This is a genomic window from Dehalococcoidia bacterium (assembly GCA_040902535.1).
GTDB lineage: Bacteria > Chloroflexota > Dehalococcoidia > DSTF01 > JACRBR01 > JBBDXD01.
Genome location: JBBDXD010000014.1, coordinates 74,119 through 92,110, shown reverse-complemented (window position 1 = coordinate 92,110; position 17,992 = coordinate 74,119). Strand labels below are relative to the sequence as shown.

Annotated in this window: 21 protein-coding genes; 14 read left to right on the top strand and 7 right to left on the bottom strand. The window is 64.6% G+C overall.

Features of this window, described 5'->3' with window-relative positions:
- Positions 1-42: 42 nt before the first annotated feature.
- The 3 genes from WEB52_06785 to WEB52_06775 all read right to left on the bottom strand — a co-directional run bounded on the left by WEB52_06785 (position 43) and on the right by WEB52_06775 (position 2,116).
- Positions 43-567 (bottom strand): methylated-DNA--[protein]-cysteine S-methyltransferase, encoded by a 525-nt coding sequence (locus tag WEB52_06785; protein ID MEX2226136.1) that lies wholly within the window; start codon positions 565-567, stop codon positions 43-45.
- Positions 560-1,579 (bottom strand): MBL fold metallo-hydrolase, encoded by a 1,020-nt coding sequence (locus WEB52_06780; GenBank protein MEX2226135.1) that lies wholly within the window; start codon positions 1,577-1,579, stop codon positions 560-562. Before WEB52_06780 ends, WEB52_06785 begins: the two co-directional genes overlap by 8 nt.
- Before the next feature lie 240 nt (positions 1,580-1,819).
- Positions 1,820-2,116: a hypothetical protein gene (locus WEB52_06775; protein ID MEX2226134.1), complete on the bottom strand. Its 297-nt coding sequence runs from the start codon at positions 2,114-2,116 to the stop codon at positions 1,820-1,822.
- A 280-nt stretch (positions 2,117-2,396) separates the two neighbouring features.
- Between WEB52_06775 and WEB52_06770 the strand changes: the two genes are divergently transcribed.
- The gene (locus WEB52_06770) at positions 2,397-3,467 is read left to right on the top strand and encodes an ATP-dependent 6-phosphofructokinase (GenBank protein ID MEX2226133.1); all 1,071 of its coding nucleotides are present in this window, start codon (positions 2,397-2,399) and stop codon (positions 3,465-3,467) included.
- A gap of 108 nt (positions 3,468-3,575) precedes the next feature.
- The gene (locus WEB52_06765) at positions 3,576-4,307 is read left to right on the top strand and encodes a hypothetical protein (GenBank protein MEX2226132.1); all 732 of its coding nucleotides are present in this window, start codon (positions 3,576-3,578) and stop codon (positions 4,305-4,307) included.
- Between the two features lie 80 nt (positions 4,308-4,387).
- On the opposite strand, the gene WEB52_06760 is transcribed toward WEB52_06765, so the two are convergent.
- Both WEB52_06760 and WEB52_06755 read right to left on the bottom strand, forming a co-directional pair.
- Entirely contained in the window at positions 4,388-5,146 is a 759-nt protein-coding gene (locus tag WEB52_06760; protein MEX2226131.1) for an alpha/beta hydrolase family protein, read from the bottom strand.
- Between the two features lie 12 nt (positions 5,147-5,158).
- Entirely contained in the window at positions 5,159-6,289 is a 1,131-nt protein-coding gene (locus WEB52_06755) for a DUF362 domain-containing protein (GenBank protein ID MEX2226130.1), read from the bottom strand.
- A 239-nt stretch (positions 6,290-6,528) separates the two neighbouring features.
- Here WEB52_06755 and WEB52_06750 point away from each other — a divergent pair, with 239 nt between their 5' ends.
- The 4 genes from WEB52_06750 to WEB52_06735 are packed head-to-tail and all read left to right on the top strand — an operon-like array spanning position 6,529 to position 9,318.
- On the top strand, positions 6,529-7,365 hold the full coding sequence (locus tag WEB52_06750) for an aminoglycoside phosphotransferase family protein (GenBank protein ID MEX2226129.1): 837 nt from the start codon (positions 6,529-6,531) through the stop codon (positions 7,363-7,365).
- Entirely contained in the window at positions 7,362-7,892 is a 531-nt protein-coding gene (locus WEB52_06745) for a DUF488 domain-containing protein (GenBank protein ID MEX2226128.1), read from the top strand. Before WEB52_06750 ends, WEB52_06745 begins: the two co-directional genes overlap by 4 nt.
- A 26-nt stretch (positions 7,893-7,918) precedes the next feature.
- Positions 7,919-8,902 carry a DinB family protein gene (locus WEB52_06740; protein MEX2226127.1) on the top strand — a complete coding sequence of 328 codons (984 nt, stop codon included), beginning with the start codon at positions 7,919-7,921 and terminating at the stop codon, positions 8,900-8,902.
- Positions 8,899-9,318 carry a hypothetical protein gene (locus tag WEB52_06735; protein MEX2226126.1) on the top strand — a complete coding sequence of 140 codons (420 nt, stop codon included), beginning with the start codon at positions 8,899-8,901 and terminating at the stop codon, positions 9,316-9,318. Before WEB52_06740 ends, WEB52_06735 begins: the two co-directional genes overlap by 4 nt.
- A gap of 6 nt (positions 9,319-9,324) precedes the next feature.
- Here the strand turns inward: WEB52_06735 and WEB52_06730 are convergent, their stop codons facing one another.
- Positions 9,325-10,320, bottom strand: coding sequence for an LLM class flavin-dependent oxidoreductase (locus tag WEB52_06730; protein ID MEX2226125.1), 996 nt, complete (start codon positions 10,318-10,320; stop codon positions 9,325-9,327).
- A 73-nt stretch (positions 10,321-10,393) separates the two neighbouring features.
- Positions 10,394-10,927, bottom strand: a complete 534-nt coding sequence (locus WEB52_06725; protein MEX2226124.1) for a DinB family protein — start codon at positions 10,925-10,927, stop codon at positions 10,394-10,396.
- Positions 10,928-11,235: 308 nt separating this feature from the next.
- On the opposite strand from WEB52_06725, the gene WEB52_06720 reads away from it, so the two are divergent.
- The 8 genes from WEB52_06720 (at position 11,236) to WEB52_06685 (ending at position 17,982) form a co-directional block, all read left to right on the top strand.
- Positions 11,236-11,844: a TetR/AcrR family transcriptional regulator gene (locus WEB52_06720; GenBank protein MEX2226123.1), complete on the top strand. Its 609-nt coding sequence runs from the start codon at positions 11,236-11,238 to the stop codon at positions 11,842-11,844.
- An 8-nt stretch (positions 11,845-11,852) separates the two neighbouring features.
- On the top strand, positions 11,853-12,743 hold the full coding sequence (locus tag WEB52_06715; protein ID MEX2226122.1) for a haloalkane dehalogenase: 891 nt from the start codon (positions 11,853-11,855) through the stop codon (positions 12,741-12,743).
- A 22-nt stretch (positions 12,744-12,765) separates the two neighbouring features.
- On the top strand, positions 12,766-13,089 hold the full coding sequence (locus WEB52_06710) for a nuclear transport factor 2 family protein (GenBank protein MEX2226121.1): 324 nt from the start codon (positions 12,766-12,768) through the stop codon (positions 13,087-13,089).
- 17 nt (positions 13,090-13,106) lie between these two features.
- Positions 13,107-13,493: a DUF1330 domain-containing protein gene (locus WEB52_06705; protein MEX2226120.1), complete on the top strand. Its 387-nt coding sequence runs from the start codon at positions 13,107-13,109 to the stop codon at positions 13,491-13,493.
- Between the two features lie 3 nt (positions 13,494-13,496).
- Positions 13,497-15,113, top strand: a complete 1,617-nt coding sequence (locus WEB52_06700) for a sulfatase-like hydrolase/transferase (GenBank protein MEX2226119.1) — start codon at positions 13,497-13,499, stop codon at positions 15,111-15,113.
- Positions 15,114-15,167: 54 nt separating this feature from the next.
- The gene (locus WEB52_06695) at positions 15,168-16,058 is read left to right on the top strand and encodes an MBL fold metallo-hydrolase (GenBank protein ID MEX2226118.1); all 891 of its coding nucleotides are present in this window, start codon (positions 15,168-15,170) and stop codon (positions 16,056-16,058) included.
- A 103-nt stretch (positions 16,059-16,161) separates the two neighbouring features.
- On the top strand, positions 16,162-17,397 hold the full coding sequence (locus tag WEB52_06690) for an acyl-CoA dehydrogenase family protein (protein ID MEX2226117.1): 1,236 nt from the start codon (positions 16,162-16,164) through the stop codon (positions 17,395-17,397).
- Between the two features lie 12 nt (positions 17,398-17,409).
- Positions 17,410-17,982 carry a hypothetical protein gene (locus WEB52_06685; protein ID MEX2226116.1) on the top strand — a complete coding sequence of 191 codons (573 nt, stop codon included), beginning with the start codon at positions 17,410-17,412 and terminating at the stop codon, positions 17,980-17,982.
- Positions 17,983-17,992 lie beyond the last annotated feature (10 nt).

The window sequence follows — 17,992 nt, the reverse complement described above, 5'->3', positions numbered from 1 at the left end:
GCGGTGAAGCAGGCACGGGCCGCGCGAGAAACAGAGGCGAAGTTAGATCGACACGCCTTCGAGCGCGAGCAGTTGCCGCTTGACGGCCAGCCCACCCCCGTAGCCGCCGATGCCGTCGCTCGCCACGACGCGATGGCATGGGATGACGATCGGGATCGGATTGATGCGCATGGTGTTGCCGACGGCGCGAAACGCCAGCGGCTTGCCGACGCGCCGCGCGAGTTCGGCGTAACTCGCGATCTCGCCGCGGGGGATGCGTGCGCACTCGAGCAGTACCGCCTGTTGAAACGGCGTCAGGAACGACAGATCGAGGGACAGTTTGAACTTCGTCCGTTTGCCTTCGACGTAGTCGACCACCTGTTGTACGACGCCCGCCATCCGCGCATCGTCGCGCTCCAGCACGAAACGTTGGCGCAGTTCGTCGTAGAGCCGCTCGACTTCCCGAGCGATCTGGTACACCTCGACGTCGAACTTGATGGCCATGAGGCTGCAGCGGTCGCCCGCGATCAGCAACGGACCGACGGCCGTGCTGGCGTGCGTGTAGTACGCGACAGACAGCTCAGTCATTGCCAGATTTCTTGTAGTACTGCACACCTTCCTGCATGAACTTCGCCAGCACGCCTTCGATCACCAGGTAGTCCAGGTGTGCGATCGTCTCACCGATCGCGGCACGCTGCATCCACGAAGAGAAGGTGCTGAAGTCGCCCGTCGCCCATTTCACCTTCGCCGCGACATCGTACGCAGTTTTTTGGGCGCGCCCGATCGCGGCGATCATCTCGTCCAGCCGCTCGCGATGGTGCAACTCGATGCTGCGGAGGCGCGCCTTCAGGTCGTTGAACATGAACTCGTGCGCGGGAAGCACCTGTTCGACGTCGAGATCCTCAAGCCGTTCGAGCGATGCGATGTAGTCGCCCAGCGGGTTGCCCTGCTGCTGCGGATGCAGGCTGATGTTCGGCGTGATCGTGGGGAGCACGTGGTCCCCCGTGAGAATGAACTTCTTGCCGCGCTCGAGAAAGCAGATGTGGCCGGGCGAATGCCCGGGCGTCCACCACACCTCGAACTCGAAGCGGCCGATCGGCAGGCGTTCGCCGCCCCACACGACCTCATCGGGTTCGACGGGGTCCACATACGCGCGCACCGGCATCGCCGACGCCTTGAGGTCTTCCATCGAACTTCTCGGCACGCCGTTCATGATCAGCCAGTCGCCCATCGTCGCCAGCAGTTGCGACGGATCACGGTAGCGCGAACGGATCAGATCGCGTTCGCGCTGGTGGACGATGACCTTGGCGCCGCTATGCTCCTTCACGCGCCCGGCAAGCCCGTAGTGGTCGGGATGGATGTGCGTGACCAGCAGCGTCTTCAGCTTGTCGAACGTTACTCCGGCGTCGCGCAGTTGCTGTTCCAGAGCATCCCACGCCTCCGGCACGTTCCACCCGGAGTCGACGAGCGTCCAGCCGTCGTGCCCCTCGATGAGGTACGGGAGCACCCACCCGAGCGGGTTGTTGGGGATCGGGACTTTGAGTTGCAACAGGCCGTCCATGATCTGGACGGGGTGCTTCGTCTCGACTTCGCTTGTCATCGCTGTCCCTTTCTGGAGGGCTTCGGTCGATGCAGATGCGCCGGACATGACGAAGGCAGGATGTGTCTCCTGCCTCCATTACATGCTACGTCAGCGCCGCGGCAGCGCATAGGCTACGTGATAGTAGCGGGAAGCGGTGTGACGGAGGACGGAGGCCGATTGCACCAACGGCCTGTTGCACCGACGGCTCAACGGAGGCGTTGATCCTGCTTCCCGCCTCTCGCTTCACGCTTCCAACGTTCAGCCGCCCCAGGGATGCTCCTGCTCCTGCTCCTGTTGCTGCGGCTGCGCATCACCCCAGCCGTTGTGCTGCGGTTGGTGCTCGTCCGGGCGATCCTGCGCCAACGAGTGCAGTTCAATATTCGCTTCGCCGAGCAGCTTCTCGGCGGAAATGAGTGCGTCGTACTGCGGCACAAGAGGCTGCAACTGGCCGATGAGGTTCTCGATGCGGGTTTTCTCCGCTTCGAGGTTCGCCAGCGTGATCTTCACCTGCTGTGTGCGCTGCTCCAACTGGGAGAGCAACGACGAGTCGCTCATCAGGCGGTCCTCCTGGGCTCTATGTGGCAGTACGACACGTTCCCCCTCCTACCCGAAACGCGAAAACACGCGTCCGAGGCGGGCGGGGCAGCCGTCAAGTTCGTTCGAGTGTGCGTCCTACCATAACGTAGCGCCGCCGGACACCGCCACGCGCCGCTCATGAAACTTGACGCTCAGGCTCCCCTCAATGCCGAGTCCGTTCGTCGGCTGAACTCAGGGTCTTCCTGATTCCCGTATGCTGCAGGCAAGACCGCATGATCGACGCACGGAGGTGACGCCCATGCGCATCGCAGTCCTCACGGGCGGCGGCGACTGCCCGGGCCTCAATGCGGCCATCCGGGCAATCGCCCACCGGGCGTGGATGCGCGGCGACGAGGTCCACGGCTTCCGCGAGGGCTGGGCGGGGCTGCTCGGCGCCGGCAACTCGCTGCTGCTGACGTCGGAGGAAGTCGCGGGCATCCTGCACCTGGGGGGCACCATCCTCGGTTCGTCGCGCACCAACCCGGCGCGTAACGAGGAGGAAATGCGGCAGGTCGAAGACAACCTGCAGCGCCGCGGGATCGAAGGGCTGATCACGATCGGCGGCGACGACACGCTCAGCGTCTCGGCGAAGCTCGCTGAGCGGGGCTTCTCGGTCATCGGCGTCCCCAAGACGATCGACAACGACGTCTGGGGGACGGACTACTGCATCGGCTTCGACTCGGCGGTCGACATTGTGGGCGAAGCGCTCGACCGGCTGCATACGACGGCGGAAGCGCACCGGCGCGTCATGGTGGTCGAAGTCATGGGCCGCGATGCAGGCTGGCTCGCCCTCACGGGGGGCATTGCCGGCGGCGCCGATCTCATCATCATTCCGGAAGAGCCGATCTCGCTCGACCTGTGCGTACACCACGTGCAGCACCGGATGGAGTCGCGCCGCTTCAGCATCGTCGTGGTGGCCGAAGGCGCGAAGGTCGAAGGTGTCGACTCCGGCGATGCGGCGGGCCGCGTGGACCAGTTCGGGCACGCGCAGCTTGCCACGCGCGGCATCGGGACGCGCCTGGCGGAGGCGCTGGAAGCTCGCACGGGCGCGGAAGCGCGGGTCACCGTGCTCGGCCACGTGCAGCGCGGCGGCTCGCCTTCGATGTTCGACCGCGTGCTGGCGACGCGCATGGGCGCCACAGCCGTCGATTTCTTGCACGAAAAGCGCACGGGCGTTATCGCCGCCGCGCAGGGGCTGGATATCGTGGCGGTGCCGCTGCGCGAGGTCGTGGGCCGCAACCGGCGCGTGGACCTCGCCTACTTCCGCCTTGTGCGCCGCTTCAACGTCGCGGAAGAGCGCGACCCGGCGCACGCTGAACATTCGACGTAGCGTGTAAGCTCGCGCGGATGGCGTCACCCGGGCGTAGGCAACGCGTCGGGATCAACGCCGGCGAATCCGCTACCATCGCGTCACGCGACGAGGTGTGAGGTGGCGGTGATGCGGAAGAACGTCGTACTGGTGATGCTGATGATGGCGGCTCTCGCGTCAGCCTGCGAAGCGCCGCCGCCGTCACAGGCAGGGGTAACAACACCGACGCCGAACCCAACCGAAGCGCGCGCTACGCTCGTCGCGGCTGCGACCGCCGGTCTCGTGCCCGAAGGGCTCGTCGTCTCGACGGCGACCCCCGACCTCGGCGAAGCCCTGCCTCCCGACGCCGCGGCTGCGATGCTCTCGCAGGAGCCAGCGCTCGACGCGATCATCTCGGCCATCGCCGCACAAAACGTCGATGCGCTGTTGGCGACGTTCAACTGGGAGCCGCGCATCTGCAGCGGCCTCCGCGGCTCCGCCATCTGCCAGCGGTACGAAGGCGCGTCTGTGAATACGATTCGAGTGGGGCCGACGACCGAATACGCATCCGAGGCCGTCATCCGCGAGTACGTGGAGCCGTTGCTCACCGAGCCGCCGCTCGCGCTCAAGCTCGCCGTGCAATCACGGCCCGAGCCGTGGCGCTACGTGGTCGGCTTCGCGGGTCCGCCGAAGTTCACCGGTTTTGCGCCGCTCGCCTCGGCGGACAGCCAGATCGCCGGCATCCGGCTGGACATCGATCTGTCGCAGGTGCAGCCCGTATTGCACTTCGATCTGCTCACGGAAGGTGGCGCCACGCAGGCGGGCCGTGAGATCATCGATTATGCGCCTGCGGACTATCGGCTGCTGCTGTTTACGGAGTAACGCTCGCGGTCATTCTGAGCGCAGCGAAGAATCTCTCACGAATTGCACACACACGTCCTTGGCCAGGCCGAAGGCAAATCTCACTCAGGCGCCACGCCATCAATCCATGCCACCACGCGCGGAACAAGCGCCTCGATGACGCGCCGGTTCAGCACCAACCCCCAGTGCGACGCGCCTTCGACGCTCAGGTGCTCGACCGGCAGATGCATAGAGTCGTAGCGCGAGCGCGGCCACTGCGTGTCGCCGGTGCTCGTCACGATCAGCGACGGACAGTCGAGGTCGCTCACCACGACGCCCGCCGCACGCTCATCGCGTGCGTAGCGTGACTCCGACGATCGCGATGCCAGCGCGATCGCACGCTCCTCTTGATCGAGGTCGACCATCGCCGGCTGATCCGCGTCCGGATCGAAGTCCGTGATGCCGTACTCTTCGATGCCGAACACGCCTTCGCGGAGCGGCATCGAAGCGTCACGCGCGAGCGCCGGCGTGCTCGGCGCCAGCCCGACGAATGCCAGCGCGCACTGGTCGTACGCGGCTTGCATCGCCACCAACCCGCCCATGCTCCATCCCATGGAGATCCAGTAATCCCGCTTGCCGCCGAGTTCGTTAATGAGGTTTACGACGTCGTCAACGTAGTCCCGCATCGATGTCCGGGACAGGTCGACGGGGTCACTCGCGCCGTGCCCGCGCAGGTCGACCGCGTACGAAGCGAAGCCATGTTCCGCCAGCGCGCGCTGCCAGTACGTCCACACTGACGCTGAATTCGCCGCGCCGTGCACGAGCACCACCGACGCACGAAGCGCCGCGTCATCGGGCAGCGTGGCCGTTACGGCGATCATCGCAGGAGGCCGTTATGCGGTGGCGACCGGCGCCGTCGATGGGGACTGCGCCCCTTCGTCGATGTACTTCTGGAACAGGTGGCCCCACGGGGATTCGGTGAGCCACTGCTCGTAGATCTTCTTTTCCTTCAGCGGCCAGTGGTAGTAGTCGTGGAACGCCTCCGAGAAGAGGTTCGTCGCGTGCACGAGCGGCGTGCGGAAGATCGCCTTCTGCAGCACTTTCGTCGGGCCGAACCACGCCAGGTAGCCCATGACGCTGTGCAGCGTCGCGCCGACCTTGAACCCCCACGACTCGTTCGTGATGTCCGCGCCGACGATCTCGATGTCGCGCGGGTCGCCGACGCCGAGTCCGGCGTGATGCGCCAGGTTGATGTATTGGATGCTCATCGGGTCGAAGCCCATCATCTTCGCCGCGATGGCGTCGATCGCGACCTGGTCGCCGGACGCGAGAATAACGTTCTTCTGCTCAGGCTTCATGATGCGCGGCCCCGGACCGTTGCCGGCGGAAGTGCCGTCCATCAGCGCGAAGATGCCGCTGTGGATCTCCTTCTGGATCGTCAGCAGGTCGACGAGCGTCTCGTGGATGTGGCTGTGCGTGTAGTGGCGGTTGGTGCTCAGCAGCCCGCCGAACGCATTCTTCATGGCGCCGGTCGTCGTCGTATAGATGTGGCACTTCACCGTCGGCAGGTGGACGATGTTCTTGCCATGAAAGAAGTCAGGGATCTTGACGCCGTCCGGAAAGATCTTGTCCAGCACCAGCATGGGCTTGCGGGGCCGGTAGACCTCCCAGGTCATGTCCTGGTCGCGGAAGTTGAACTTCACCGGCACGTCGTGGTGCTTGAAGACAGGCAGGTACTTGTTGAGGTCTTCGCCCTTGAAGGCGTCGGTCACGACGGTCTTGTTCTGCACGCAGATCAGGTCGTCGTAGCCGGCCTTGCGCAGGCCCGTAATAGCCGCCTCGAGCTGCCAGGGCGTCGTGTTGGCGGACGGGAACGGGAAGTGCCAGGAGATGTTGTCCTTGAGGATGGTCGTGGCGTTGGGGTTCAGGTGCTGGCGAAAGTCCGCCATGTCCATGAGCCGCTCGTAGTCCTCGTGCACCGTTTCAGGCTTCGAGAACAGCACTGCCACCTTCGCCCTGGACATTCCCGCCTCCTCGTTCACAGCCCGTATGGTCTCGCATGATACCGTTGAGTCCAGAATAGCAGATCTGAATCTGGCGAGGACGATAACACGACATAACGCGATGCGCGGAACGCATCGACGGAGTGGAGTACGCGGCGGAGCGGATACCGGCGAATATGCAGTCTGCGATCCCTGACTTCAGCGGTCTATCGGCGCTCCGTGCGCGCTTTCCGTCGTTGACCTTTGGCCACGTAAGGTTGATGGACGAGCGTGGCGACTTCACGAACTACGAGATCGACGGCCACGTGGTAATCCGCGTACCGCGCGACGACACGTCGGCGCGGTGTCTCGGGATCGAGCGGGAACTGTTGCCACGGCTGGCGCCACTGCTGCCTGTCGCGATCCCCGTGTTCGAGTACGTGCATGAGCCCGACGAGCGCTTCCCGTACGGGGTTGCGGCGTATCGAAAGGTCGAAGGGCTGTCGGGGGAGACGCATCGGCCCGTCGGCGCCGATCGTGCATGTTGCGCGGAGACGCTGGGCCGCGCGCTGTCCATCCTGCACGCGTTTCCGCTCGCCGATGCCCGGGCATGCGGCGTCGTGCCGCACGCTGCGCCTCCGGCATCGGAGCTGAGGCGGCGCATCGAGGGTTATGCGGATCTGATCCGTCGCGAAGCACCGGCGCTCCTCACGGACGAGGTCGAGCGCTACCTGCTTGGGGAGGTGGAGCCGCCGCGTCCGTCAACGTTGCCCGAGGTGCTCCTGCATCACGACCTGAAGGGTGAGCACTACATCCTGACGCCGAAAGGCGATGATCTTCACGGGATTATCGACTGGGCGGACGCGGCGATCGGCGATCCAGCGACGGAGTTCGTAGGCGTAGCGCTGTGGCTCGGGATGCCATTCGTCGAGCAGGTGCTCGCCCATTACGCGCGGCCGGCGGACGACGGCTTCGTCGACCGCGTGCAATTCGCGAACCAGTGCGCACGGCTGATCCACCTCGGGATGCGCTTCGCAGGTGAGTGGGACGCTCCGCTCGACCTGCTCGTTACGCAGTTCCGATGGGCGTTCGGGCTTGCGGAGCCGCAGACGGGATGAGCGACGCGGTCGAGCTGTGGACGGTCGGCCACTCGACGCGCACGTTCGATGAGTTCGTATCGATGCTCACAGCATGGCGCATCGAGACGCTGGTCGACGTGCGCACGGTGCCCCGTTCGCGGCGGCATCCGCACTTCAACAGCGATGCGCTCGCCGCGGCGCTGCCGGAGCGAAGCATCGCGTACGTGCATCTGCCGGAGCTCGGTGGCTTCCGCAAGCCGCGTGCAGACTCGGCGAACATGGCGTGGCAAAATGAGTCGTTCCGCGGATACGCCGATTACATGCTCACCGCAGACTTCGCGGCTGCGCTCGAACGCCTGATCGCGCTCGCCGGCGCGTCGAGAGCCGCCATCATGTGCGCGGAGGCGGTGCCGTGGCGATGCCATCGCTCGCTGATCGCCGATGCGCTCACTGCGCGCGGCCATTCCGTGGATCACATCATGTCCGCATCGAACGCCGATACGCACCGGATGACGCGATTCGCCCGGATCGAGCATGGGCGCGTGACGTATCCGGCGATGCTGTGATGGCGCGGCATCGATACACTGCGCCCATGGAGGCCTACGTTCACGACGCTGTGCAGGACATGCAGATGGCGCGTGATGTCCTGACCGAGACGCTGGAAGGCGTGCAACCGCAAGAATGGGGCAAGTTCGTCCCCTACGGCTCGCGCACGCTGCACGACGTGCTCGCGCACATAGCCGCGGCAGACCACACTTGGGCGCTCGCGGCCAAGGGATTGCTCCGGGGCGAGGGCGCGGACGCGAAGCCGATCACACCGGAGGAAGCGCGCGCTGCCCGCGAACGCGCCGTGAAACGCGGCCGCCAGCGCACGCCCGCACAGCTCATCGAAGAGATGCACTCGCGACGCCAACTGCTCCTCAGCCTGTTCGAGCTGCTGGAGCCGCGGCACCTCGCGCTGTCGCTGCCGGCGTTCGGTGCGGAGCACAACTCGGTGCGCGAACGGATCTGGCTCGGCTATCACGACCGCCTGCACCTGGCTGACGTTCGGCGCGCGCGCGAACAGAGCTGGTATCCGCAGAACCTGAAGTTCCTGCCTGCGATCCAGGCAGGCGTCGACGCGCTGGCGCCGGATGAAAGCCTGTACGTGATCTATAGCGTCGACGCTGCGGCGTGGGAACTACCATCGGTGAACCCGGGCTGGACGAATCGCCAACTCCTGGCGCACATCGCGACGGGCGACTGGGTGCTGCAGGGCCATCTGCGCCACATCATCGAGACGGACAGCGTAGATGAGTGGCCCGATGTCGAGGCGGGCAACGCGGAGCGTGTCGGCGAGCGCCAATACTCGCCGGATCGCGCGCTGATCGACGAGTATCTTTCGATGCGTCACGAGACGTTGCTGTTGCTGTCGCAACTCAAACCGAAGCACCTGGAACTGACGGCGGAATTCTGGTGGCAGCCCCGTCCCAACCGGCATACGATCCTCGATTATGTGCTGATGTTCTCGAACCACGACCGGCGCCATCGCACGCAGCTGCGCCCGGCGATGAAGTACGCGAGGTCGATGCGATGAGGATCCCGTTCTTCGGCAAGAAGGACCGTGCGCCGAAACCGCTGGCGCCGCCCTCCATGGCGCTGCCTTCCGGCGAAGAGGTGAAGCAAGCGACGAAGGCCACGCTGCTCTACGGCAAACAAGTGAAGAAGGGCGTTTTGCACATGACGAACCGCCGGTTGCTCTTCGAAGCGGAGAAGGGTGACGCGAAGTGGATGTCCGTGCCCTACGCCGACGTCACGTCGACGGGCTTGTATCCGTGGCCCGGCGCGACGATGGGCATGCCGTCCAGCCGTCAGCAGTGCCTCGTCGTCGAGACAGCCCAGGGTGAGCAGGTCTGGTGGGACTTCGGCGAGAAGGACGAGAAGGACTGGCTGCCGCTCGTGCAGCAGTACGTCACTTCCGCGAAGCCCGAGCCGTCCGAGCACGACGAGTAGCTGGAGTTACTTCATCAACTGCTCGAAGATCTTGCCCTCTTCGATCGCGTCGTAGCCCGCGACGCCCGCGGAGTGGAGGTTAATGCCCGCGTGCTCCTCCTCGGCGAGACGGTCGCGGCACTCATCGACCGAACCGATGAAGCCCAGTGAGTTAGACAGCTCATCAGTCACGGCGGCGATGCCAGCGCCCGAACCGCCATCTTTCCACGCCTTGCGAATCGCGTTCGCCTCGTCGGCGAAACCCATGTCGCTGAGCTGCTGGTAGTAGAAATCGCCCATCCGTGCGATGTAGAACGCGGTGCCCGCCTTCGCACCATGCAGGGCGCGCTCCCTGTCCTTCGCAACCGTCACGCCGCCGAAGCGCACGGTCATCGTCGATGGATCGCGGCCGGCCTCGCGCACGTAACCCATGAAGCGGTCGACCTGCGCCTTCGCCTGCTGAATCGGAATCATCGTCGGCATCCAGCCGTCGGCGACTTCCGCGACGACCTTCGTGGCCTTGGGCCGGAACGAAGCGATGTAGACGGGAATGTGCTCGCGCACCGGCTGGAAGCGCAACGTGAAGCCGCGTTCCATCTGGAACAGTTTCCCCTTGTACACCAGGTTCTGATTCGCCATGAGCATGTTGATGATCTGTACGGTCTCGCGCATCCGGGCGAGCGCCGGTTCGAACTTGATGCCGTGAAAGTGTTCGATGACGTTCGCGCTCGACGCGCCGAGGCCGATGATCATGCGGCCGTTGCTCAACTCGTCGAGCGTACCGAAGTGCTGCGCCAGCGCTGCCGGACTGCGCGAGTAGTAGTTCACGATGCCCGTACCGAGTTGAATGCGGTTCGTGCGTTCGGCGAGTTGCGTCAGCAGCGTGAACGCGTCACGCCCCCAGGCCTCCGCGACGAGGCACGACTCGACGCCGGCGTCATCGGCGATCTTTACGCGCTCGAAGACCTTCTCGCGGTCGAACTCGCCTTGCCAGTTGACGCCGATGCACAGCCGGTAGGTCATGGCAATCGCTCCTTGTCTGTTCGGTCCTGTCCTTCGGATTATGAACGGCTGTGCGTTGTAGGACAGCGGCCCTCTACACCCCGATCGCGGGCCTCAATCCCAGCAACGTGCGCACGAGTTCGATCTCGCCGAGATGGGTGAAGCCGTGCGTCATGCACACCTGGCCGAGTGCGCGGATGGCCGGCATATCCCCGAGCGGCTTCACCGTCACCAGCGTGTCGAACGCCGACTCGTCGGGGTTCGAAAGATACGCTTCGGTGCTCGCCCAAACGGCGTCGACGTACTCGCCGAAGAGCGACAGGTCGTCGATCCGCAACGCCTGCGCATCGGTAGCAGGCATACCGGTGCCCTGCGTGACGGGTGGCAATCCCAGCCGCTCCGCCCATCCGCCTTCCATCCAGACGGTTGGGCGCAGCCCCTGCAAGATAAATCGCACGACGTTGTCCTCGGTCCGTGCGTAGTGCCACATCTCGAACGCGAGGTGATTTGCGGCCGGATTGGCTGCCGGAATCGTGTGCCATTGCTCCGGTGTGAGATCGGCGGTCGAGCGGTCGAGCATCGTGTGCAGGCGACGCAGTTCGGCGTGGATGAATTCGACGAGGTTCAAGGCATTGCTCCCGGACTAAGCTCGCGGCACGGGCGCACGATACACGTTCGCTCAGACAAGTGCCCGGCGCGCGGCCGGCATATATCGGTGACCGGCGGTCTCATCGACGCGCGCGAGCAGGATCGGCGCGATCGGCTCGAGCACATCTGAGATGGTCCGATCACATCGCGGCAATCTCTCGTCGCTGCACGAACCGCTTTGGCGCGCCTACCCTTGCGCCGAGCGGGAATGTGAGCAGCTAGACGTCCTGAGAGGCGATGATAAAATCTTCTTGCACTATCAGTGCAAGTAGTGGTATCGTCGTGCCCATGACAGAAACAACGACGCCCGCACCCGTACGGGATGGACGCGCCGAACGCGGCGAACGCACGCACGATGCCGTCGTGAGCGCGATGCTCGACCTCATTGAGACGGGAGACCTGCGGCCAACGGCGCCACGCATCGCTGAGCGCGCTGGCGTGTCGCTCCGCACGGTATTCCACCACTTCGAAGACCTGGAGGCGCTGTTTGCCACGGGCGCGCGGCGCCAGATGCAGCGTCACCTGACGGACCTGAGACGCGTACGGCGGGAGGGCGGGCTGGCGGATCGCATCGACGCGCTGGTAGCTTCGCGTGCTTCGGCGCTCGAGGTGATCTCGCCGGTGCGACGCTCCGCGCTGTCCTTCGAGCCGTCGTCACCCGTAATCGCGAGGCACCTCTCATGGATACGCGGTCGCGGTCGCCTCGAGATCGAGAAAGTGTTCGCCATCGAACTCAAGCGGCTGCCTCCTGCCGCGCGGCGCGACGTCACGGAGGCGTTGACCGCCGCTGCGTCCTGGTCGACGTGGGAGGCGCTGCGTGCGCACCAGGGGCTTTCAATCGCGCAAGCACGACGCGTCATGAAACGCATGCTGTCAGCGCTGCTGGAACAGGGGTAGCCACACTTATGAACGTACTGCGCACCCCCGACGAGCGGTTTCAGAGCCTGCCCGGCTACGCCTTCGAACCGCATTACGCAGACGTCGACGGGATACGCATGCATTACATCGACGACGGTCCGCGCGATTCAGAGCCGGTGCTCATGCTGCATGGAGAGCCATCGTGGTCGTATTTGTATCGCAAGATGATCCCGATCATCACAGGGGCTGGCTATCGATCTGTCGCGCCGGATCTGCTCGGCTTCGGCCGGAGCGACAAGCCCGCCAGCCAGGACGACTACACGTATCAACTGCACGTCGACGCGATCGCGTCGTTCGTTGCGCAGCTCGACCTGCGCCGTATCACGCTCGTCTGCCAGGACTGGGGCGGGCTGATTGGGCTGCGTGTCGTCGCCGAGCACGAGGATCGTTTCGCACGCATCGTAGCGGCCAACACGTTTCTGCCCACGGGTGACCTGCCGCCGGGCGAGGCGTTCCTTCGCTGGCAGAAGTTCTCGCAAACGGCGCCGTCGTTCGAGATCGGCCGTATCATCAACAACGGCACGACGACGGACCTGCCCGCCGACGTCGTGGCGGCGTACGACGCCCCGTTCCCGGACGACAGCTTCAAAGCAGGCGCGCGCAGATTCCCGGCGCTCGTGCCCACGCGTCCCGATGACCCTGCATCCGAGCCCAATCGCGAAGCGTGGAAGGTGCTCGATCGATGGGACAAGCCGTTCCTGACGGCGTTCGGCGACAGCGACCCGATCACGCGCAACGCCGACAAGGCCTTCCAGGCGCGCGTGCCCGGCGCGAAAGGACAGCTTCACACAACCATCGCTGGTGGTGGACACTTCATCCAGGAAGACCACGGCGAGGAACTTGCGTACGTGGTCGTGGATTTCATGAGGCGCACGTAAGCGCGAAGGAGGAACACCAACCATGGCAGACCGGACAGCACTCGCGAAGGAGTTCATGGCGCTCTCGACCGACCGGAAGTTCGACGACGTGTCGAAGATGCTCGCCGACGACGTCGTCGCATCGAACCCGATGACCGGCGCCGTGAGCGGCAAAGCGGCCGTTGAAGCGGGCATGCGGTCACAACCGGAAATGCCGGGCATGGAGATCACGTGGAGCGATCCGCAGGCGGAAGGCGACAACGTGAGTTCGGTCGGCACAGGCCTGCCCTTCGGACCGATCAAGATGACCCTGACGTTCAATGCCGATGACAAGATCAACAAGATCGACATCGGCATGGGTGGCTAGCGGCGACAGTAGAGCAAATGAGCAGCATCACGCCGAACGCCGAACAGTTTCGGGAGCTTGCGGCGAGCGCCGAAGAAGGCCCGGTCGTGATGCTCAACCTGCTCAAGTTCAAGGCCGGTGACGGTGCACAAGAATACGACGCGTACGGCAGTGCGGCTTCAAAGATGGTCGCCGAAGGCGGCGGTCGCGTGCTGTACATCGGACGGTGCGACCAGGTGTTGATCGGCGACGACTCTCAGGCCTGGGACGCGATCGCGCTGGTCGAGTACCCATCACGTGGCGCATTCATCGAGATGGTGAGCCGCAAGGACTATCAGCAGGCGCATACGCACCGCGAGGCGGGACTCGAGCGCACCGTGCTGCTCGCGACGACGCCGCAATCACGTTCCTCATCGAAAGGCTGAGCCGTGGGCCGCAAGATTCTCTTCATCACCACCGACCAGATGCGCTACGACTCCCTGGGGTGCAACGGCGGCAAGATCGCGCGCACGCCGGTGGCCGATGCGCTGGCGGCGAACGGCATCAACTACCGTCGCGCGAACAATCAGAACGTCGTCTGCATGCCGGCGCGTTCGAGCATGATCACCGGGCAGTACGCGCGCACGCACGGTGTCGTCGCGAACGGCGTGCCGCTTCCGGAGGACGCGCCGAGTGTCGTCGGTTACCTGCACGAGCAAGCTGGCTATCGCACGGCGCTGATCGGGAAGGCGCACTTTCAGCCGGCGTTTGATCTCGCCGGCAAGTGGGCCGAAAATCGCCTGGCGCGGGAGAACTCGACCGGGCCGTATCGCGGCTTTCAGCACATGGAACTTGCGATGCACGGCCCGCAACCGCAGTGGCACTACGGCAAGTGGCTCGGCGACAACCACCCGGCGTACGTCAGCGGGTTTTACCAGCTTTTCACTTCGAAGGGCATGAACGACGAAGGCGGCGGCGACACCGGCGCGCCGGAAGTGAAGTTCAACCCGCTGCCGCGTGAGTACTACCACACCGACTGGGTTGCGGAACGCACTATCCGCCACATCAACTCGCTGCCGGCGGACTGCGACTGGTTCATCTGGATGAGCTTCCCCGACCCGCACCATCCCTGGGACCCGCCCGAGTCCGAGTTGAATCGCGTCAACTGGCGGGACCTCGATCTGCCGGAAGGGCATCCTGGCAGCGTGGACAAATGCGTCGAGATCCTGGCGCAGAAGCCCGCGCACTGGCTCGCGTACTTCGAGGGGCGCTATCGCAACGTCGAGGGCGGTCCGGCGCGCTTCGTGCCGAAGCTCATGACGCACGACCAGGTCCGCGAAATCAACGCGATGATGCATATCCAGAACGAACTCATCGACGAGGCCTGCGGGCGTGTCATCAAACGGGTGGAGGAGCGGGGCTGGGCCAATGACACCGACGTCTTCTTCACGACCGACCACGGGGAACTGCAAGGCGACTTCGGACTGATGTTCAAAGGCCCGTACCATTGCGACGCGCTGATGCGCATCCCGCTGATCTGGCGGCCCGGACCTTCCGCCGCCGTGCCGCGGGCCGAGATCGAAGACCCGGTCGGCCAGGTCGACCTCGCGCCCACGTTTTGCGAGATCGCAGGCTTGCCCGCGGCGGACTGGATGCAGGGCAAGGCTCTGCCGAAGACGCCCGGTACCGGCCACGAGCGCATGATCACCGAGTGGGACAGTCAATTTCCCGGCTACGGCATGCACCTGCGCACGATTCACCGCGACGGCATCACGTGTACGGTCTACGAGCCGAGCACGCGCGACGATACTGGTCTCGACGCGTCACTGGATCCGAGGCTCGGCGGTATCGCGATGCGACGCCGAGACGGCAGCCTGCCATCGACCGACATCTTGTACGACGGCTCGGAAGGCGAACTGTACGACCACAGTGAGGATCCGCACCAGTGGCGTAACCTCTGGAACGACGAGAAATACGCGTCGATCAAGAAGGATCTGGTCCGCGACCTTTACGACAATATGCCGGCGGCACGCGATCCGCGGCTGGCCGTCGAAGCGCCGACGTAGACAGGGGCGCGTTCAATGAGGAAATTGCAGCAAGACTAAATAGAGGAGAACCCGATGCCGGACATGGAGATCACGCTGCTAGGGACGGGAAGTCCGCTGCCGTCAGGCAACCGTTGCGGAGCGGGACAGCTCGTCGTGTCCGAGGGACGCGCCGTCCTCATCGACTGCGGCTGGGGCGCCGCCCGACGGCTCGTTGCGACAGGCGTGCCGCTCGGGATGATCGATAACGTCTTCTTCACGCATATGCATTCGGACCACATCACGGACTTCCCGGACTTCATGATGATGCGCTGGACGCTCGGCGGGTCGACGAAGCCGCTGCACGTCTACGGTCCTGAAGGGACGCGGGAGGCGATCGAGGGTTTTCGCGCCGGCCTCAACCCTGACGTCCGCTATCGATTCGCACATCACGGCGAGAAGCTCTCGCGCGACGGCATCGAAGTCATCGTGCACGAGATACCGGCGACGTCTGCGGTATCGCATGTCGCGACGGTCGATGCCATCGAGGTCGGTTCGTTCGAGGTTGACCATCGTCCGGTGGTGCCCGCGTTCGGATTCAAGGTGGAGGCGCGGGGCAAGAAAGTCGTGTTCTCCGGCGATACGGTGCGCGTGCAGTCACTTGTCGACGCGGCGAAAGGCGCCGACATGCTGGTCAGTGAGGCCGTGCATCTTGGCATGATGGCTGATCGCATCAAGATGCTGAGAGGCTCCGACAACGAGCGCATGGCGCAGATGCTGGAGGAAGCGTGCGCCTACCATGCACCGACGCACGACGTCGCAGAGATGGCGCGCGACGCCGGCGTGCCGAAGCTTGTGCTGACGCACCTGATCCCGCCGATCCCGAACGAAGGACCGCTCGTCGAGCAATTCGTCGTGGGCATGCGGGACATCTTTAAGGGTGAGTTGATCGTCGCCCAGGACCGGCAGAAGGTATCCCTGGGTTAGCACGATCTGGCTATCCCGAATCAGGATTCTGCTGTCCGTACCTCGCGGATTGAGCGTATTTAGGTAACACTGCCTCAGGTTCATCGATGAGCAGAGGTAGCACATGACCACCGAAGTAGCCGCGGCTCCGGCGTTCTCGCTGGAGCTGAACGACGAACAAACCCAGATGCAGCAGTGGCTGCACGAGTTCGCCGAGAACGTGATCCGCCCGGCCGCCCACGAATGGGACGAGCGCGAGGAGACGCCCTGGCCGATCATCCAGGAAGCGGCGAAGGTCGGGATCTACGGCCCGCAGTTCCTGGGACACATGACCGCCGACCCGACGGGCCTCATGCTCCCGATCTCGATCGAGGAGATCTTCTGGGGTGACGCCGGTATCGGCATGGCGATCATGGGCACGTCGTTGGCGGTCGCCGCCCTCGCGGGCAATGGTACGCCGGAGCAGATCGGAGAATGGATCCCGCAGTGCTTCGGCACCGTCGATGAGCCGAAGCTCGGCGCATTTTGTGTCTCCGAGCCGGACGCCGGTTCTGACGTGTCGTCGCTGAAGACGCGCGCCGTCTATGACGAGGCGAAGGACGAGTGGGTGCTCAACGGACAGAAGACCTGGATCTCGAACGGCGGCATCGCTGCGGTCCATGTGGTCGTCGCGTCCGTCGACCCGACGCTTGGGACGCGCGGACAGGCATCGTTCGTAGTCGGCCCCGATACGCCGGGCTTGCGGCAGGGCGTGAAGTTCAAGAAGCACGGCATCAAGGCATCGCACACCGCCGAGGTGTACCTGGATGACGTGCGCGTGCCCGGCAAGAACCTGCTCGGCGGCAAGGAGCGCCTCGACGAGCGGCTCGCCCGCGCCCGCGAAGGCAAGCGCACCGGTACCCAGGCCGCGCTCGCGACGTTCGAGGCAACGCGACCTTCGGTGGGCGCCATGGCGCTTGGCACGGCGCGCGCTGCGTACGAATACGCTCTGGAGTACGCGAAGCAGCGACGCCAGTTCGGACGTCCGATTATCGAGAACCAGGCGATCTCGTTCGCGCTCGCCGACATGAAAACAGAGATCGATGCGTCACGATTGCTGGTCTGGCGCGCCGCGTGGATGGCGCGCAACCGCAAGCAGTTCACCGCCGCCGAAGGCTCGATGTCCAAGCTCAAGGCAGGCGAGACCGCCGTCCGGGTCACCGAGCAGGCGATCCAGATCCTCGGCGGTATGGGATACGTCCGCGAAGCCCCGGTCGAGCGCTGGGCGCGCGATGCGAAGATCTACACCATCTTCGAAGGTACATCCGAGGTGCAACGGCTTGTCATCGCCCGGGCGATCTCGGGCATGTACCTGGGCTAGGAACGGTCGCTCGTGTCGGACATCTTCGTCGCATCGCTTCGTAACCGCATCCGCGCGATGAACACGCTCTGGTCACGTTGCATCGAAGACATGACGCTCGATCACGTCAACTACCAGGAGCGCGACCGCGTGTTGCCGATCGCGTTCAGTCTGAGCCATTACATCCGTGCGCAGGATCAGGCCATCAGCCGCCCCTTCCTCGCCGAGGCGCCGCTGTGGGAGACGGGCGGCTGGGCGGAGAGGGTCGGCGTCACGGTCGATGCGTTGGGCCGCGAAGAGACGATCGACGAGATGCAGCACCTGCGTTTCGGAGACCTCGACGCGTGGGGCGCCTACCAGCAGCAGGTGCTCGCGCGCACCGACAACGTGTTGGCGTCCCTCGATCAGGAGACGCTCGAGCAGGTCTTGCTGCCGAAGTTGCCTCCGAACATGCAGAACATCTTCTGCGCCATCGTCATCGGACCCGACGCGCCGCTCCGCAAGCTCGACGTCCTGGAATGCTTCGTCTACCAGCACGGTCTGCGCCATATGGGCGAGATAGAGCACGGTCGCGCGCTTGTCGGCCTCGAGGGAATGACCAGCTAGCGCCTGCGCG

Coding starts and splice junctions, on each gene's coding strand:
- WEB52_06785 (MEX2226136.1), bottom strand. CDS start 567: ATGACTGAGCTGTCTGTCGCGTACTACACGCACGCCAGCACGGCCGTC.
- WEB52_06780 (MEX2226135.1), bottom strand. CDS start 1,579: ATGACAAGCGAAGTCGAGACGAAGCACCCCGTCCAGATCATGGACGGC.
- WEB52_06775 (MEX2226134.1), bottom strand. CDS start 2,116: ATGAGCGACTCGTCGTTGCTCTCCCAGTTGGAGCAGCGCACACAGCAG.
- WEB52_06770 (MEX2226133.1), top strand. CDS start 2,397: ATGCGCATCGCAGTCCTCACGGGCGGCGGCGACTGCCCGGGCCTCAAT.
- WEB52_06765 (MEX2226132.1), top strand. CDS start 3,576: ATGCGGAAGAACGTCGTACTGGTGATGCTGATGATGGCGGCTCTCGCG.
- WEB52_06760 (MEX2226131.1), bottom strand. CDS start 5,146: ATGATCGCCGTAACGGCCACGCTGCCCGATGACGCGGCGCTTCGTGCG.
- WEB52_06755 (MEX2226130.1), bottom strand. CDS start 6,289: ATGTCCAGGGCGAAGGTGGCAGTGCTGTTCTCGAAGCCTGAAACGGTG.
- WEB52_06750 (MEX2226129.1), top strand. CDS start 6,529: ATGGACGAGCGTGGCGACTTCACGAACTACGAGATCGACGGCCACGTG.
- WEB52_06745 (MEX2226128.1), top strand. CDS start 7,362: ATGAGCGACGCGGTCGAGCTGTGGACGGTCGGCCACTCGACGCGCACG.
- WEB52_06740 (MEX2226127.1), top strand. CDS start 7,919: ATGGAGGCCTACGTTCACGACGCTGTGCAGGACATGCAGATGGCGCGT.
- WEB52_06735 (MEX2226126.1), top strand. CDS start 8,899: ATGAGGATCCCGTTCTTCGGCAAGAAGGACCGTGCGCCGAAACCGCTG.
- WEB52_06730 (MEX2226125.1), bottom strand. CDS start 10,320: ATGACCTACCGGCTGTGCATCGGCGTCAACTGGCAAGGCGAGTTCGAC.
- WEB52_06720 (MEX2226123.1), top strand. CDS start 11,236: ATGACAGAAACAACGACGCCCGCACCCGTACGGGATGGACGCGCCGAA.
- WEB52_06715 (MEX2226122.1), top strand. CDS start 11,853: ATGAACGTACTGCGCACCCCCGACGAGCGGTTTCAGAGCCTGCCCGGC.
- WEB52_06710 (MEX2226121.1), top strand. CDS start 12,766: ATGGCAGACCGGACAGCACTCGCGAAGGAGTTCATGGCGCTCTCGACC.
- WEB52_06705 (MEX2226120.1), top strand. CDS start 13,107: ATGAGCAGCATCACGCCGAACGCCGAACAGTTTCGGGAGCTTGCGGCG.
- WEB52_06695 (MEX2226118.1), top strand. CDS start 15,168: ATGCCGGACATGGAGATCACGCTGCTAGGGACGGGAAGTCCGCTGCCG.
- WEB52_06690 (MEX2226117.1), top strand. CDS start 16,162: ATGACCACCGAAGTAGCCGCGGCTCCGGCGTTCTCGCTGGAGCTGAAC.